The sequence below is a fragment of the Mesobacillus thioparans genome, assembly GCF_965138835.1.
Lineage (GTDB): Bacteria > Bacillota > Bacilli > Bacillales > Cytobacillaceae > Mesobacillus > Mesobacillus thioparans.
In genome coordinates, this window is the sequence record NZ_CBCSFH010000007.1 from 105,173 (window position 1) to 118,549 (window position 13,377).

12 protein-coding genes, 1 other RNA gene and 1 other annotated feature (1 of these 14 running past the window's edge) are annotated in these 13,377 nt (G+C 46.7%); of the genes, 1 reads left to right on the plus strand and 12 read right to left on the minus strand.

Annotated elements, in window-relative coordinates; all coding sequences use genetic code 11:
* Positions 1 to 7, minus strand: a binding site (T-box leader); it reaches 205 nt to the left of the window's first position.
* A gap of 65 nt (positions 8 to 72) precedes the next feature.
* The 9 genes from ACNAZ4_RS13230 to cymR all read right to left on the minus strand — a co-directional run bounded on the left by ACNAZ4_RS13230 (position 73) and on the right by cymR (position 8,844).
* Positions 73 to 1,152: an AI-2E family transporter gene (locus tag ACNAZ4_RS13230; protein WP_415815009.1), complete on the minus strand. Its 1,080-nt coding sequence runs from the start codon at positions 1,150 to 1,152 to the stop codon at positions 73 to 75.
* Between the two features lie 318 nt (positions 1,153 to 1,470).
* Positions 1,471 to 1,605: a YrzQ family protein gene (locus ACNAZ4_RS13235; protein ID WP_415815010.1), complete on the minus strand. Its 135-nt coding sequence runs from the start codon at positions 1,603 to 1,605 to the stop codon at positions 1,471 to 1,473.
* A gap of 23 nt (positions 1,606 to 1,628) precedes the next feature.
* Positions 1,629 to 1,820: a hypothetical protein gene (locus tag ACNAZ4_RS13240; RefSeq protein ID WP_415815011.1), complete on the minus strand. Its 192-nt coding sequence runs from the start codon at positions 1,818 to 1,820 to the stop codon at positions 1,629 to 1,631.
* Between the two features lie 9 nt (positions 1,821 to 1,829).
* Positions 1,830 to 2,306: a PRC-barrel domain-containing protein gene (locus tag ACNAZ4_RS13245; protein WP_415815012.1), complete on the minus strand. Its 477-nt coding sequence runs from the start codon at positions 2,304 to 2,306 to the stop codon at positions 1,830 to 1,832.
* A 109-nt stretch (positions 2,307 to 2,415) separates the two neighbouring features.
* Complete coding sequence (gene recD2, locus ACNAZ4_RS13250; protein WP_415815013.1) at positions 2,416 to 4,851, minus strand: SF1B family DNA helicase RecD2; 2,436 nt, start codon at positions 4,849 to 4,851, stop codon at positions 2,416 to 2,418.
* A gap of 31 nt (positions 4,852 to 4,882) precedes the next feature.
* Entirely contained in the window at positions 4,883 to 5,542 is a 660-nt protein-coding gene (locus ACNAZ4_RS13255; RefSeq protein ID WP_415815014.1) for a tetratricopeptide repeat protein, read from the minus strand.
* Between the two features lie 509 nt (positions 5,543 to 6,051).
* Positions 6,052 to 7,167 (minus strand): tRNA 2-thiouridine(34) synthase MnmA, encoded by a 1,116-nt coding sequence (mnmA, locus tag ACNAZ4_RS13260; RefSeq protein ID WP_415815015.1) that lies wholly within the window; start codon positions 7,165 to 7,167, stop codon positions 6,052 to 6,054.
* Between the two features lie 39 nt (positions 7,168 to 7,206).
* Positions 7,207 to 8,361: a cysteine desulfurase family protein gene (locus ACNAZ4_RS13265; protein WP_415815016.1), complete on the minus strand. Its 1,155-nt coding sequence runs from the start codon at positions 8,359 to 8,361 to the stop codon at positions 7,207 to 7,209.
* Between the two features lie 60 nt (positions 8,362 to 8,421).
* Positions 8,422 to 8,844 carry a cysteine metabolism transcriptional regulator CymR gene (cymR, locus tag ACNAZ4_RS13270; protein WP_415815017.1) on the minus strand — a complete coding sequence of 141 codons (423 nt, stop codon included), beginning with the start codon at positions 8,842 to 8,844 and terminating at the stop codon, positions 8,422 to 8,424.
* Between the two features lie 218 nt (positions 8,845 to 9,062).
* On the opposite strand from cymR, the gene ACNAZ4_RS13275 reads away from it, so the two are divergent.
* Complete coding sequence (locus ACNAZ4_RS13275) at positions 9,063 to 10,337, plus strand: replication-associated recombination protein A (RefSeq protein ID WP_415815018.1); 1,275 nt, start codon at positions 9,063 to 9,065, stop codon at positions 10,335 to 10,337.
* A gap of 52 nt (positions 10,338 to 10,389) precedes the next feature.
* On the opposite strand, the gene ACNAZ4_RS13280 is transcribed toward ACNAZ4_RS13275, so the two are convergent.
* From ACNAZ4_RS13280 to aspS, 3 genes are all read right to left on the minus strand, one after another.
* Positions 10,390 to 11,151, minus strand: a complete 762-nt coding sequence (locus tag ACNAZ4_RS13280; RefSeq protein WP_415815019.1) for a tRNA threonylcarbamoyladenosine dehydratase — start codon at positions 11,149 to 11,151, stop codon at positions 10,390 to 10,392.
* A gap of 189 nt (positions 11,152 to 11,340) precedes the next feature.
* Positions 11,341 to 11,528, minus strand: a non-coding RNA gene (gene ssrS / locus ACNAZ4_RS13285) — 6S RNA.
* A gap of 62 nt (positions 11,529 to 11,590) precedes the next feature.
* Entirely contained in the window at positions 11,591 to 13,366 is a 1,776-nt protein-coding gene (aspS, locus tag ACNAZ4_RS13290) for an aspartate--tRNA ligase (RefSeq protein ID WP_415815020.1), read from the minus strand.
* Between the last annotated feature and the right edge of the window lie 11 nt (positions 13,367 to 13,377).

A 13,377-nucleotide genomic window follows, 5' to 3' on the forward strand; every position in this document is an offset into this window, starting at 1 on the left:
TTTTTCGAATTATTAATCTATAGCCGAATTATATATAGCTGAAATCCGTTTGTCAAACGACTTGGCAAAAATTTATGTCGGACGTTCTCTTTTTCTTTCGAGAATGATATGGTCTTTGGCGTTGATCAGCGCCGCCCTCAGCACAACCAGTACAGGAACGGCCAAAATCAGCCCAAGAATGCCGCCTACCTCTTCTCCTGCCAGCAGCGCAAACATGATCATCAAAGGATGCATATGCAGGCTCTTGCCGACAATCAGCGGTGACAGGATGTTGCCTTCAAGGAATTGCAGTGAAAAGACAATTACAACCGACAGCAACACCATTTTCCCAGACATTGTCGCAGCGATGATGACAGCCGGTATCGCCCCGATAATCGGCCCGAAATAAGGGATCACATTGGTGATTCCAACAATGGCACCAAGAAGCAAAGAATACTTAATGCCAGCAAGCCAGAAAAATAACGAGGAGAGCACGCCGATGATCAGGCAGATGAGCAGCTGGCCGCGAATATAACTGCCGAGCGATTTGTCGACTTCATGGAGGAATCTTGCACCAGGCTTCCTCCATTGCCTGGGTGTAATATACCAGGCAGCTTTTTTCATGGCAGCGAAGTCCTTCAGCATGTAAAAGGCAATGAACGGAATCACCGCAATCGTGAAAATGGAATTGATGATGTCCATCAAGAAAGACATCGTGCCTGCAAGCACGCCGTCCAGCCATTGTTCCATGCTGTTGATTCCATCCTCGATCCTTTCATGAATTCCTGCCGGCCATTTAGATGTCTGGTCAACCACATTATTGACCATCTGTTTATATTGTTCAGCGAAATATGGAGCGTTCTCCGCCAGATCGCCAAGCTGGCGAATCAGAACCGGGATGCCCTTATAAAAAGCAAAACCAGCTCCTCCAAAAAACAGGATATAGATGATCAGGATCGATACTCCCCGGTGCAGTCCCCTTTGGTGAAGGGATTCAACGATCGGGTGAAGCAGATATGTAATGAAAGCCGCCACTGAAAAGGGGATCAGCAAGGAGATCAGGACCTGGAACACTGGAACCCATATAGATTGCAGCTTGATAAAAACAAACAGAACAATGAACAAAAGGAGAAGAAACCCAAGCCGGTAGTACCATTTCATATGGATATTCACCTTTTTCGCCCTCCCTCCTGTTTATTCTTGAAAGAAAGGAGGCTGATTATACCTTTTATTGATACCAGGAGTAGGGATTTTTAAATTTCAAATAACTATCATTTACTCTTTGCTGTGCATTTCACTTTTTATAGCGAGTTTTTATTTTATATAGCGACTTTTTCTTTTTTATAGCGACTTTTCACTTTTTATAGCGACTTTTTCACTTTTTATAGCGACTTTCGCCATTTTATAGCGAACTGGAAATTCCGCAGGTTTTTTTCCATTTTTCAATAGAAAAATCCCCTGCAAGCTTGTTACAGGGGATGTGTTCCATTTTTAAAGGAATGCTTTTGTCATTTTTTTGCCTAGCTTCTTCATTTTCCTGCCAGACATCATATTGTTGTTGGAAGCATAATTATAGGCTGCCATACCAGCGCCAAATGCGATTGCGGAGGTTAACATTTTATTCATGTGCTTCACCTCTTGAGTTTATTTTACATACCGTATTGACGTTGATCTTCGTCGAATAAGTCATCAAGGGAGCTCAATGTTCCATCTTCTTCGACTTGATGGGTATTGATCAGACCTTTATTCAAAGACAGCTCTATGAAGCAATTCCAGCAGTAATATTGGTTGATGCCAATTTTGCCGATATCCTTGCTTCTGCAATTGGGACAACTTAACATAAGGACACCTCATCTCGGATTAACTGTCACGATGATGGCATCCTTTCCGATTGCAGGAGGACCGGTTGTCTTGACGACACGCTTTCCATTCATGATATCCGAAAAAAAGCCATCCGTTAGTTCGTACCCTACAATCGTGCCCATTTCTTCCATGAAATATACGTCTTCCAACAAACCTAGCTGTTCGCCATCCTTTGATAACAGGATCTTGCCAGCCAGTCCCTCATTGTGTTCAAACGTATATTCAGGTTCTGTCTCCAAATGCTCCAGCGCTGCCTTGTCCTTTACCATCACACCATCCCAGCCAAAGGATTCAACCTGACCTATCTTGACCTGAAACGTTTTCTTGATGAATGCACCTTTTTTTACAAGTAAGCCTACTACGCTTCCATTGCCTGAAATGCTCACATCACAAACTTCACCCAGTTTTTGACCACTCGCCAATTCATATACAGGCAGTCCCTTTAAAAGTGAAAATGTCCGCAAAAGTGTGTCCCGCCTTTCCGAACACTCTTAGTTTCCGCTGTCGCAATTGATTCATGCGGTGTAAGGTTTTCCAAAGCAATAAAAAAGAACCCACATCTTCTGTGGATTCTTACGCTTCATTCTCTTCCAAAAAATCATAAGGAGTCAGCGTCCCCATTCCGATCATTGGGTCTGCATTCTTGATTATTTCAAGATAATCGGTATGCTGATCATCCTCTTTTTTAGCTGGCAAGGTTTCCTTCTCTGTCTGCTTACCGTCCAAATCGGGCAGCATCTCGACAAGCTTTTCAACAAGTGTTGTATTCCGCTCAGTATCTTCTCCGCGTTCGATCCCGATTTTCAGGGCATCTTCTTCGCCAACAAGAATGAGGAACTGCTTGCTTCTTGTAATCGCCGTATAGATCAAATTCCTGCGCAGCATCCTGTAATAACTTTTTACCACCGGAAGGACGACAATAGGAAATTCACTTCCCTGGGATTTATGCACGGAACAGCAATATGCGTGGGTGATTTGCGACAGGTCCGCCCTATTATAGGTGACTTCAATTCCGTCAAAGGAAACGATCAGCTGGTCCTGTTTTTCGGTATTTTCCTTTGCGTAAAAAATCGCGACGACCTCGCCCATATCCCCGTTGAACACATTCGCTTCCGGCTGGTTGACCAGCTGGAGTATTTTATCGCCGATCCGGTATTTCACATCGCCGAAGGCCAGCTCTTTCCGTGTCCCGTCAGCATTGGGATTGAACAATTCCTGGAGCAGTTCGTTCAGGCGGTCAATCCCCGCGGGCCCACGGTACATGGGGGCCAGTACCTGGATATTTCTCGGCGAGTAGCCTTTTTTCTTCGCATTGGCAACAACCTTCTCGACTACTTGTGGAATCTGGTTTGTCGAACATCTTATAAAGGAGCGGTCAGGCTGTTGAGCTGAAATGTCTTCTGGCAGGTACCCTTTTTTGATTTGATGGGCAAGTTCAATGATGGATGAACCTTCTGCCTGCCGGTAAATATCAGTGAGCCTTACTGTCGGAATCCTGCCGGAATCCAGCAGGTCCTTCAATACCTGGCCAGGGCCTACGGAAGGAAGCTGGTCTTCATCTCCGACGACGATAACCTGGATGTTATCGGGCAGGGATTTGAACAATTGATGGGCCAGCCAGATATCCACCATTGAGGTCTCATCAATAATCAGGATTTTCCCCTCAAGCGGCTGGTCCTCATTATGTTCAAAGCCTTCAGCACCATTCCAGCGGAGCAGCCGATGGATAGTCACTGCAGGCAAACCCGTGGACTCGGTCATTCGTTTCGCCGCCCTGCCGGTGGGAGCTGCCAGCAAAAACGGATACGGCTCTTCCTTTTTATAATCTTTCGGATCCAGGGAACAGCCATGAAGCTCTCCATATAATTCGACGATCCCTTTTATGACAGTCGTTTTCCCTGTACCGGGACCCCCTGTGAGGATCATCATTGGCGACATCAGCGCTTTCTGGATAGCATCTTTTTGGCTCGGAGCATATTGGACATCCAGGCGTTCTTCCAGATTCCCAAGCGCGAGCAGGAACTCTGATTCAGGAAATTGATTTTCATACTCTGTCTGCTCAAGTATCCTTTTGATGTTCGCCACAAGTCCCTTTTCCGAATAATAAAGCGAAGGCAGATAAATCCTTTTTTCCTCGGCAATCAGCTTTCCTTCTTCACCGAGCTTGATGATTTCCCTGGAGATATCGGTAAATTCTATCTGGAAATTCTGACTGTCTTCAAGCAGCTTTTTCACATCCACAAGCAGTGCCTCTGCATCCATGAATACATGTCCGCCCTGGATGCTTGAAGCCTCTAGAGTATAGAGGCAGGCTGCCTTGATCCGGTCAGGATGGTTCCCCGTCAGCCCGAGCTGGCTTCCGAGTTCATCCGCCCTGCCGAAACCAATGCCCTCAATGTCTTCCACAAGCTTATAAGGATTGTTTTGAATCACTTCAATAGCCTGTTCTTTATATACCTGGTAGATTTTCATCGATAGCTGCGGGCCAAAACCATATTCGTTCAAAGCAACCATCACCTGCTCAAGGCCCTGATGCTCCATCAATGTATCATACAGGTCCTTCGCCTTTTCAGGTGCCAGTTTCGGAATCTGGTCAAGGACAGAAGGGCTCTCGATGATTCGCGTGATGGCTTTTTCACCAAGTGTCTCAACGATTTTTTCAGCTGTTTTCTTTCCGATCCCTTTAAAAAGATCACTGGACAGATAGTTGATGATTCCCTGTTTCGACTGGGGAAGGTCTTTCCGGAAATGCGTTGCATGGAACTGGGCGCCGAACTTTGGATGTTCTTTTACTTCACCAAAGAAAACATATGTCTCCTGCTCATGAATCCTGGGGAAGTACCCGGTAATGACGGCCTCTTTATCGTCATATTGTTCATTCGTTTCCTCGACCCTGATTCTCAGAACGGTATAAAGGTTTTGTTCATTATGAAAAATGGTGACTAGATGCTTTCCTTTCATGAACTTCCCCTGCTCTGAAAACAAATCGAGCGAGTCCTGTTTATCCATAGTCCTTCCCCCTTTCAATGATTCATCGTATTTACTGGTTGTCTTGTCCCTCGATCAGTTTCTTGCCATGTCCGGCCAACAGGTGGTCAGGCTGGACTTCCAAAGCGCGATTGAACATTTCAAGCGCCTTTTCCCCATCCTCTTTGAAGCCATAAGCCACACCAAGATTATAGAGCGCATCGGCATGTCCTGGGTCAAGCATGACTGCCTTTTCCAGCACGGTGATTGCTTCATCAATGAAGTTTTCCCTCGCAAGGCAGAGCCCATATTGGAAATATGCTTCTGCATCATCTTCAAGAAGTTCAGTGCTGCGCTGCAGATATGGCAATGCCAGCTTGCTGTTATCCAAATTCGCAAGGCTCATGCCCAGCATGAAAAAATTATCCCCGGTTTCGAGGCCCTTTTTCAATGCTAGTTCAAACATATCTTTCGCTTGTGTGAAATCTTGCTTGTCAAAATAAACATTCCCCTTGCTGTAAAAAGCAGCAGTGGCATTTTCATCAATCGCGATCGCCTTATCGTAAAAATTCATTGCTCTTTCGGTATCTCCTACTGCTGTAAGGACGTTCCCGAAATTTATGTATGCAACAGGATCCTTTGGCTGGTCCTCAATCGCCTCAGCGAAAGCCTTGGCAGCCTCTTCCCATTTGCCTTCTCTCATTAATTCAATACCTGTCTGGTTTTTATCCATTTTGAACACTCCATTCTCCATGCCAGTATACCATAATCATGTATCCAAACTCAGAACAAAAAGCGCAAGCGCCTCGTTCAGGCCCGACAAGCGCTGGAGGGCCGACCGGTGAAGTCGTTCTTGGACTTCATTGGGCGGACTGAAATCGAAATGTATAGCCGACTGCCCAGAAACGCAGAAACTGGAGACTACGACAAAGAAGCGCTTTTTGCTTCTCCCGGCGGAGTTGAAGTTTCTGCGTTTCTAGGAGGCGACACTAGACAATTCGAAAAGCGAAGGCGACTGCCCAACTCCGACAAGCGTTGGAGGGCCTGCCAGTGAAGTCGTTCTTTGACTTCATTGGCAGGACCGAAACGTCTCGAGGAGTTAGGAGCCGCAGCTAGCCAAGCGACTCGAGGGGCTAGGCGCTGGAGCTGGATTAAGAAAACTACATGTATTTATCCACAATTATATCTCCTATAAAATAATATAATCCCCGGCGAAGCAGGCCCGCCGGGGATCAATCAGGATTAACCGACATATGTCAATTTGCTTCCATTTTTGAAAATTTCATCAATCGTTCCGCCGCCAAGACATTCTTCTCCATCATAGAAAACAACAGCTTGTCCTGGAGTGACCGCGCGGATCGGTTCTTTGAAGATCACTTTTGCAGTCCCATCGTCCTGAAGTTCAACCGTTACGGCATTATCTGGCTGGCGGTAGCGGAATTTCGCCGTGCACTCAAAGGTTTTCGGCTTCGGCTTGTCGGATACGAAGCTGATATTCACAGCCGTAATGCTGTCTGAATAGAGCAGATCATTATGGAATCCTTGTTCAACCAACAGTACATTGTGCTCAAGATCCTTTCCTACAACGAACCAAGGTTCGCCAGCTCCGCCGATTCCGAGTCCCTGTCTCTGGCCGATCGTATAATACATCAGGCCGTCATGCTTGCCTTTGACTTCACCGTTCATGGTCTCCATGTTTCCCGGCTGGGCTGGAAGATAATTCCCGAGGAACTCCTTGAAATTCCTTTCGCCAATGAAGCAAATGCCTGTGCTGTCTTTTTTCGTAGCAGTGGCTAGATTTGCTTCCTTAGCCAGTTCCCTAACCCGTGATTTTTCCATATCGCCGATTGGAAAAAGGACTTTTTCCAGCTGGCTTTGGTTCAGCTGATTAAGAAAATACGTCTGGTCCTTATTTTCGTCAAGTCCGCGAAGCATTTTCCGTTCTCCGTCCCGGTCTTCAACCCGGGCATAGTGGCCTGTCGCAAGATAATCCGCCCCAAGATTGATCGCGTGCTCAAGGAATGCTTTGAATTTAATTTCTTTATTGCACATGACATCCGGATTTGGCGTCCTGCCAGCTTTATATTCATCCAGGAAATAAGTGAATACCTTATCCCAGTACTGTTTCTCAAAATTGACTGCATAATATGGAATGCCGATCTGGTTGCATACGCGGATGACATCTTCATAATCCTCCGTAGCGGTGCAGACGCCATTTTCATCGGTATCGTCCCAATTCTTCATGAAGATGCCGATCACATCGTAGCCTTGCTCCTTAAGGACCAGCGCTGCGACGGACGAGTCGACTCCCCCGGACATTCCAACCACCACTCTAGTATCCTTCGGTGATTTTTCCATTATGCTTCACCTCACTCTTCCTTTAAAACTAGTGTATCCTTAAGCCCGGTTGTTTTTCGCGAGCCTCTGGACAATTTTAGCTGTATCTCCAGCTGCTTTGTCAATCTGTTCTTGTGTATTTTTCAATCCGAAACTGAAACGGATCGAGTTTGTCAGCTTGTCAGACTCTTTTCCGTACATCGCAACAAGCACATGTGATGGGTCAATGGAACCTGCTGTGCAAGCAGAACCGCTTGAGGCGGCAATTCCAGCCAGGTCCAGGTTGACCAGCATCGCTTCGACATTAGTACCAGGAAAGCTTAAGTTTAAAATATGCGGCAGTGAATTATCAAGCAATCCGTTCAGCTGGAAAGAGATACCGCTCTCTTCAAGTGTGCCGATGAACCGGTTCTGCAAATTACGATATAAGGAGCGCTTGGTTTCAAGCTCTTGTTGTGATAGCTGAACCGCTCTCCGGAATCCGGAGATTGCGGCAACATTTTCAGTGCCTGCACGGCGCTTCCTCTCCTGTTCGCCGCCGAATAGCTGGCGCGCAAGCTTGATTCCATCGCGGATATAGAGAAAGCCAATTCCTTTAGGTCCATTGATTTTATGGGCCGAAACAGAAAGCATATCGACGTTTAATTCTTCTACGCTTAATTTCTCGATCCCATAAGCCTGGACTGCATCCGTATGGAAAACAGCCTGATGCCCGGAAAGACGCTTCCCTATTTCTGCAATCGGCTGAATCGTCCCTACTTCATTATTTCCATACATGATGGTCACAAGGATCGTATCATCGCGCAATGCTTCTTCAAAAGAATCAATGGACACAAGGCCGTTTTCATCAACAGGTAGATATGTGACTTCAAAGCCACGCTTTTCCAGCTCCTCACAGCTGTGCAGGACAGCATGGTGTTCCACCTGGGTCGTGATGATATGATGTCCTTTTGAGCGGTTTTGTTCGGCATAGCCGATAATAGCAAGGTTATCCGCTTCTGTTCCGCCGCTTGTGAAGATGATATTATTCCCTTTTGTCCCGATGCTTTTTGCTAGCTCATCACGAGTATCATCCAGGATTTTTCTGGCCTCGCGCCCGTAATGGTGGATGCTTGAAGGATTACCAAACTCCGATTCCATTACTTTTACCATTTCAGCCAAGACGTCTGGATGCATCGGTGTCGTGGCCGCATGGTCCAAATAGATTCTATCCAAAGTTTTACCCTCTCTTCAGAAGATTTTAGTTTATATTGGCTCTGTTCGAAAGCTTTTCAATCAAATATAGAACATGTAAGCATCAGACTCGCCAAAGTTGTCGGTGTGGTTTGCAAGGTCTTCAATCGTGGTATTGTCCAGTACATCTTTCACTGCGTCCCTGATCCGTGTCCACAGTTCGCGCTTGGCAGGTTCTTCATCCTCAATACCCTCGACAATGCTGATTGGGCCTTCAAGGACTCTGATGATATCGCCTGCTGAGATCTGTGAAGGCTCTGAACCGAGAATATAGCCTCCGTACGCTCCCCTGATGCTTTTTACGAGTCCTGCATTTCGGAGGGGCGCCACAAGCTGTTCTAAATAGTGCTCTGATAAATCATTGGTTTGCGCAATCGACTTCAAAGAAATCGGGCCCTCTCCATATTTTTTGGCTAGCTCGATCATGATGGTCAGTCCGTATCGGCCTTTCGTGGAAATTTTCATACTGCACCTCTATTCCATAGTTCTTTTAAAATGGTTGGTTTTTATACGATATATTCATAATGCCCCATATGGCATTCTCACACTATAAATTTTAACAAAATCCTTAGTCAATAGGTAGGCTTTTGACATTATAGCATAAATTGCATGTACAATGCGCATGTCCCCTGTTCGTGTTATTGTATATATACACGAAACTGCTTTTTATTGGAGCGATGAGTATGAACCTTAAACCTCTTGCTTTCAGGATGAGGCCGCGGACGATCGAAGAAGTGATCGGCCAGTCCCATCTGGTAGCTGAAGGAAAAATCATAAACAGAATGGTCAAGGCGAGACAATTATCGTCAATGATTCTATATGGACCGCCTGGCATCGGAAAAACTTCGATTGCCAGTGCGATCGCCGGGAGCACGAATTTTGCATTCAGGACACTGAATGCCGTTACGAACAATAAAAAAGATATGGAAGTAGTGGCTGCAGAAGCGAAGATGTCAGGCAAAGTCATCCTGCTGCTTGATGAGGTGCACCGTCTTGATAAAGCGAAACAGGATTTCCTGCTTCCCTATCTGGAAAATGGGATGATCGTCCTGATTGGCGCTACAACGAGCAACCCGTACCACGCGATCAATCCTGCCATCCGGTCAAGATGCCAGATTTTCGAATTGAAGCCGCTTGAACCAGAGGATATAAAAACGGCTTTGCGAAGGGCGATTGCCGATGAAGAAAGAGGCCTCGGGAACTCGAAGGTTGAACTGACAGAAGAGGCCCTCACCCATTTTGCCACAGCCTCCGGCGGAGATGTGAGAAGTTCCTTGAATGCCCTGGAGCTTGCTGTCCTATCCACTGAACCTGATGAAGATGGAGTCATCCATATCGATGAGGGCGCAGCGGAAGAATGCATGCAGAAGAAGAGTCTTTCGCATGATAAAGATGGCGATGCCCACTATGATGTCCTGTCAGGGTTTCAGAAGTCCATCCGGGGCAGCGATGTGAATGCCGCTCTCCACTATCTTGGAAGATTGATTGAAGCGGGCGATCTTGTCAGCATCAATCGCAGGCTTCTGGTAATTGCCTATGAAGATATCGGATTGGCAAGTCCCCAGGCAGGACAAAGGACACTGGCTGCCATCGAAGCGGCGGAAAGGGTCGGTTTCCCTGAGGCAAGGATCCCACTGGCCAATGCAGTAATCGAGTTATGCCTGTCACCTAAATCGAATTCTGCTTATGCCGCAATCGATTCCGCACTAGCTGACATCCGATCGGGCATCAGCGGAGAGGTTCCTGATCACCTGAAGGATGCCCATTACAAAGGGGCTAAAGACCTTGGAAGAGGCGTGGACTATCTGTACCCTCATGATTACGAGGGCGGCTGGGTCAAACAGCAGTATCTTCCTGACAGGATTAAAAACAAGGTGTACTATAAACCCAAGAAGACCGGTAAGTTTGAACAGGCGATTGCCTCCATCTACGAAAAAATCACCGGACATAAAAAATAAGCGGCAGGACCCTTAGGTGGTCCTTGCCGCTTTTTCAGCTGTTTTCATGCTTTTAACTGTTCACACGCTCAATCTCGATGTCTTTCAACAATTCCCTGACGACATAGCTGGCCATGATCAGACCGGCTACAGACGGAACGAACGCATTGGAGGACGGAGGCATTTTCGCTTTGCGGATTTCCGCATTGTCATTGCCAACCTCTTTCCTGACATCCTCCCTGATGACAATCGGGCTTTCGTCAGAAAAGACAACAGGAATTCCTTTTTTGACTCCTTCTTTTCGCAGGCGAGTGCGGATGACCTTCGCAAGTGGATCAGTATGCGTCTTGAAAATATCCGCAATCTGGAACCGTGTAGGATCCATTTTATTAGCTGCACCCATGCTTGAAATCATCGGGATGCCTCGATTGATGGATTCCTTGATCAGATGGATTTTATAAGAAATCGTATCCGAAGCATCGACGATGAAGTCAAGATCATAGCCGAATATCTCTTCGTACGTTTCTTCAGTATAGAACATTTTCAATGCGACAACTTCACATTCAGGATTGATATCCATGATCCTGTCACGCATCACTTCTACCTTTTGCTTGCCGACCGTCGAAAGCAGCGCAATCAGCTGGCGGTTGACATTCGTGATATCGACATCATCCTTGTCGATCAAAATAAGCTTCCCAACGCCAGACCGTGCCAGCGCTTCTGCTGCGAACGAACCGACGCCGCCGATTCCTAAAACGGCAACAGTACTGTTTTTCATTATATCAAGGCCATCTTTGCCAATGGCCAGTTCATTTCTAGAAAATTGATGAAGCATCCAGACTCACTCCAAATTTAAGATTTCGTGTTACTATCTATACCCGCTTTCGAATATAACATACCTACCGTTAAATTCAAGTATTTTTATAGGAATTAATGAGTATTAAAGTGAAGAATTATGCAATTCCATAAGGTCCATTAAACAAAAAAACCATGCGGATGCATGGTTTTGGTGTACGTATGTAGGAAGAGTCCCAATCGTGCCGTCGCGTTGGTTGCCTTCGTCTTGAACCCGCTCTCAGCAGGTGGGTGCCCTGTTCCGGGTTTCTGTAAGTCCTCTAGCCAGAGGCATTTACGCGGCCCGAAAACTCGTGCTCCCGAAGGATAGATGTTAGGTCAAAACTTCAGGTTAAACAACGAACACATCAGGACTCTTCGTCTGTTGTTATTATATTACCACAGGCTTGAATGAACTTCAAGAAAATGGGGGATGGATATTACTGGTCTTTTTTAACATTTAATGACAAATGCAATTCGTCCAGCTGTGCTCCGCTTACCTCGCCAGGAGCGTCTGTCAAAAGGTCGCTTGCGCTTGCTGTTTTCGGGAAGGCGATTGTGTCGCGCAGGTTGGATCTTCCCGCAAGCAGCATCACCATTCTGTCCAGTCCAAGTGCAATTCCTCCATGTGGCGGTGTTCCATATTCGAATGCTTCAAGCAGGAAGCCGAACTGTTCATATGCCTGTTCTTTAGTGAATCCAAGCACAGAGAACATTTTCTCCTGGACGTCTCTTTCAAAAATCCTCAGAGAACCGCCTCCAAGTTCATAGCCGTTGAGTACGATGTCATATGCCTGTGCTTTTACCTTGGCAGGATCGCTCTCAAGCATTGGCACGTCATCGCGAACAGGCATCGTAAATGGATGGTGTGCTGCGAAGTAACGGTCTGCTTCTTCATCGAACTCAAATAGCGGCCAGTCTGTCACCCATAGGAAATTGAATTTGTTCTGGTCGATCAGTCCAAGCTCTTTTCCAAGCTTCAGGCGCAATGCACCAAGCGCATCTGCCACGACACTTTTCTTGTCCGCTACGAACAGCAGAAGGTCACCAGCCGTGACATCAAGCTGGGATTTAAGAGCAGCTTGCTCATCTTCGCCAAAGAATTTTGAAATCGGACCTTTCAAGCCATCCTCTTCCGCTTTCAGCCAGGCGAGGCCTTTCGCTCCGTATACAGCCACAAATTCAGTCAGGCCATCGATATCCTTGCGTGAATAATTTGCTGCCGCGCCTTTGACATTGATTGCCTTGACCTGTCCTCCGCCAGCGACTGCCGATGCGAATACCTTGAAGCCTGATTCCTTGACTGTTTCGGAAAGGTCAACAAGCTCCATGCCGAAGCGAGTGTCCGGCTTGTCAGAGCCAAAACGGTCCATCGCTTCCTGGTAACTCATGCGTGGGAATGGCGATGCGACTTCCAATCCTTTTACATCCTTCATGACTTTTTGCATCATTTTTTCCGTAAGGCTCATGATATCTTCCTGGCTCATGAAGCTTGTTTCGATATCGATCTGCGTGAATTCCGGCTGGCGGTCAGCACGCAGGTCCTCATCACGGAAGCAACGGGCGATCTGGTAATAACGCTCGAAGCCGCCAACCATCATCAGCTGCTTGAAAATCTGCGGAGATTGTGGAAGAGCGTAGAATTCACCCGGATGCACACGGCTTGGTACGAGATAATCCCTCGCTCCTTCAGGCGTACTCTTTGTTAAGATTGGTGTTTCAACATCCAGGAAGCCTTCGCCATCCAGGTAATCGCGGATCGCTTTTGTTACCTGATGCCTCATCTTGAAGGTCTCGAACATGACCGGGCGGCGAAGATCAAGATAACGGTATTTCAAACGCACATCTTCAGATACATCCGTTTTGTCGGCAATCACGAACGGTGTCGTTTTCGCTTCATTGATAATAATGAGTTCCTCTACCTGGACTTCGATCTTTCCAGTCTTAAGGTTTTCATTTACACTGCCTTGTTCGCGGGCAATGACAGTGCCTTTCACATCAAGGACGTATTCTGTACGCACCTTCTCGGCAATGGAAAGCGCCTCAGGTGAAACTTCGGGATTGAAAACAATCTGGACGATGCCGGTTCTGTCCCGGAGGTCGATGAAGATCAATCCTCCAAGGTCACGGCGCTTTTGCACCCAGCCTTTCAGCGTTACCTTTTCACCAATTGCCTTTTCTGTTACTTCACCGCAAAAATATGATCTACCAAACATGTAAACTCCCC

What these genes read in the sequence shown, in the direction of transcription:
- ACNAZ4_RS13235 (WP_415815010.1), bottom strand. Translation starts at nt 1,605, where the DNA reads ATGAATAAAATGTTAACCTCCGCAATCGCATTTGGCGCTGGTATGGCA.
- ACNAZ4_RS13240 (WP_415815011.1), bottom strand. Translation starts at nt 1,820, where the DNA reads ATGTTAAGTTGTCCCAATTGCAGAAGCAAGGATATCGGCAAAATTGGC.
- recD2 (WP_415815013.1), bottom strand. Translation starts at nt 4,851, where the DNA reads ATGGATAAACAGGACTCGCTCGATTTGTTTTCAGAGCAGGGGAAGTTC.
- ACNAZ4_RS13255 (WP_415815014.1), bottom strand. Translation starts at nt 5,542, where the DNA reads ATGGATAAAAACCAGACAGGTATTGAATTAATGAGAGAAGGCAAATGG.
- mnmA (WP_415815015.1), bottom strand. Translation starts at nt 7,167, where the DNA reads ATGGAAAAATCACCGAAGGATACTAGAGTGGTGGTTGGAATGTCCGGG.
- cymR (WP_415815017.1), bottom strand. Translation starts at nt 8,844, where the DNA reads ATGAAAATTTCCACGAAAGGCCGATACGGACTGACCATCATGATCGAG.
- ACNAZ4_RS13275 (WP_415815018.1), top strand. Translation starts at nt 9,063, where the DNA reads ATGAACCTTAAACCTCTTGCTTTCAGGATGAGGCCGCGGACGATCGAA.
- ACNAZ4_RS13280 (WP_415815019.1), bottom strand. Translation starts at nt 11,151, where the DNA reads ATGCTTCATCAATTTTCTAGAAATGAACTGGCCATTGGCAAAGATGGC.
- aspS (WP_415815020.1), bottom strand. Translation starts at nt 13,366, where the DNA reads ATGTTTGGTAGATCATATTTTTGCGGTGAAGTAACAGAAAAGGCAATT.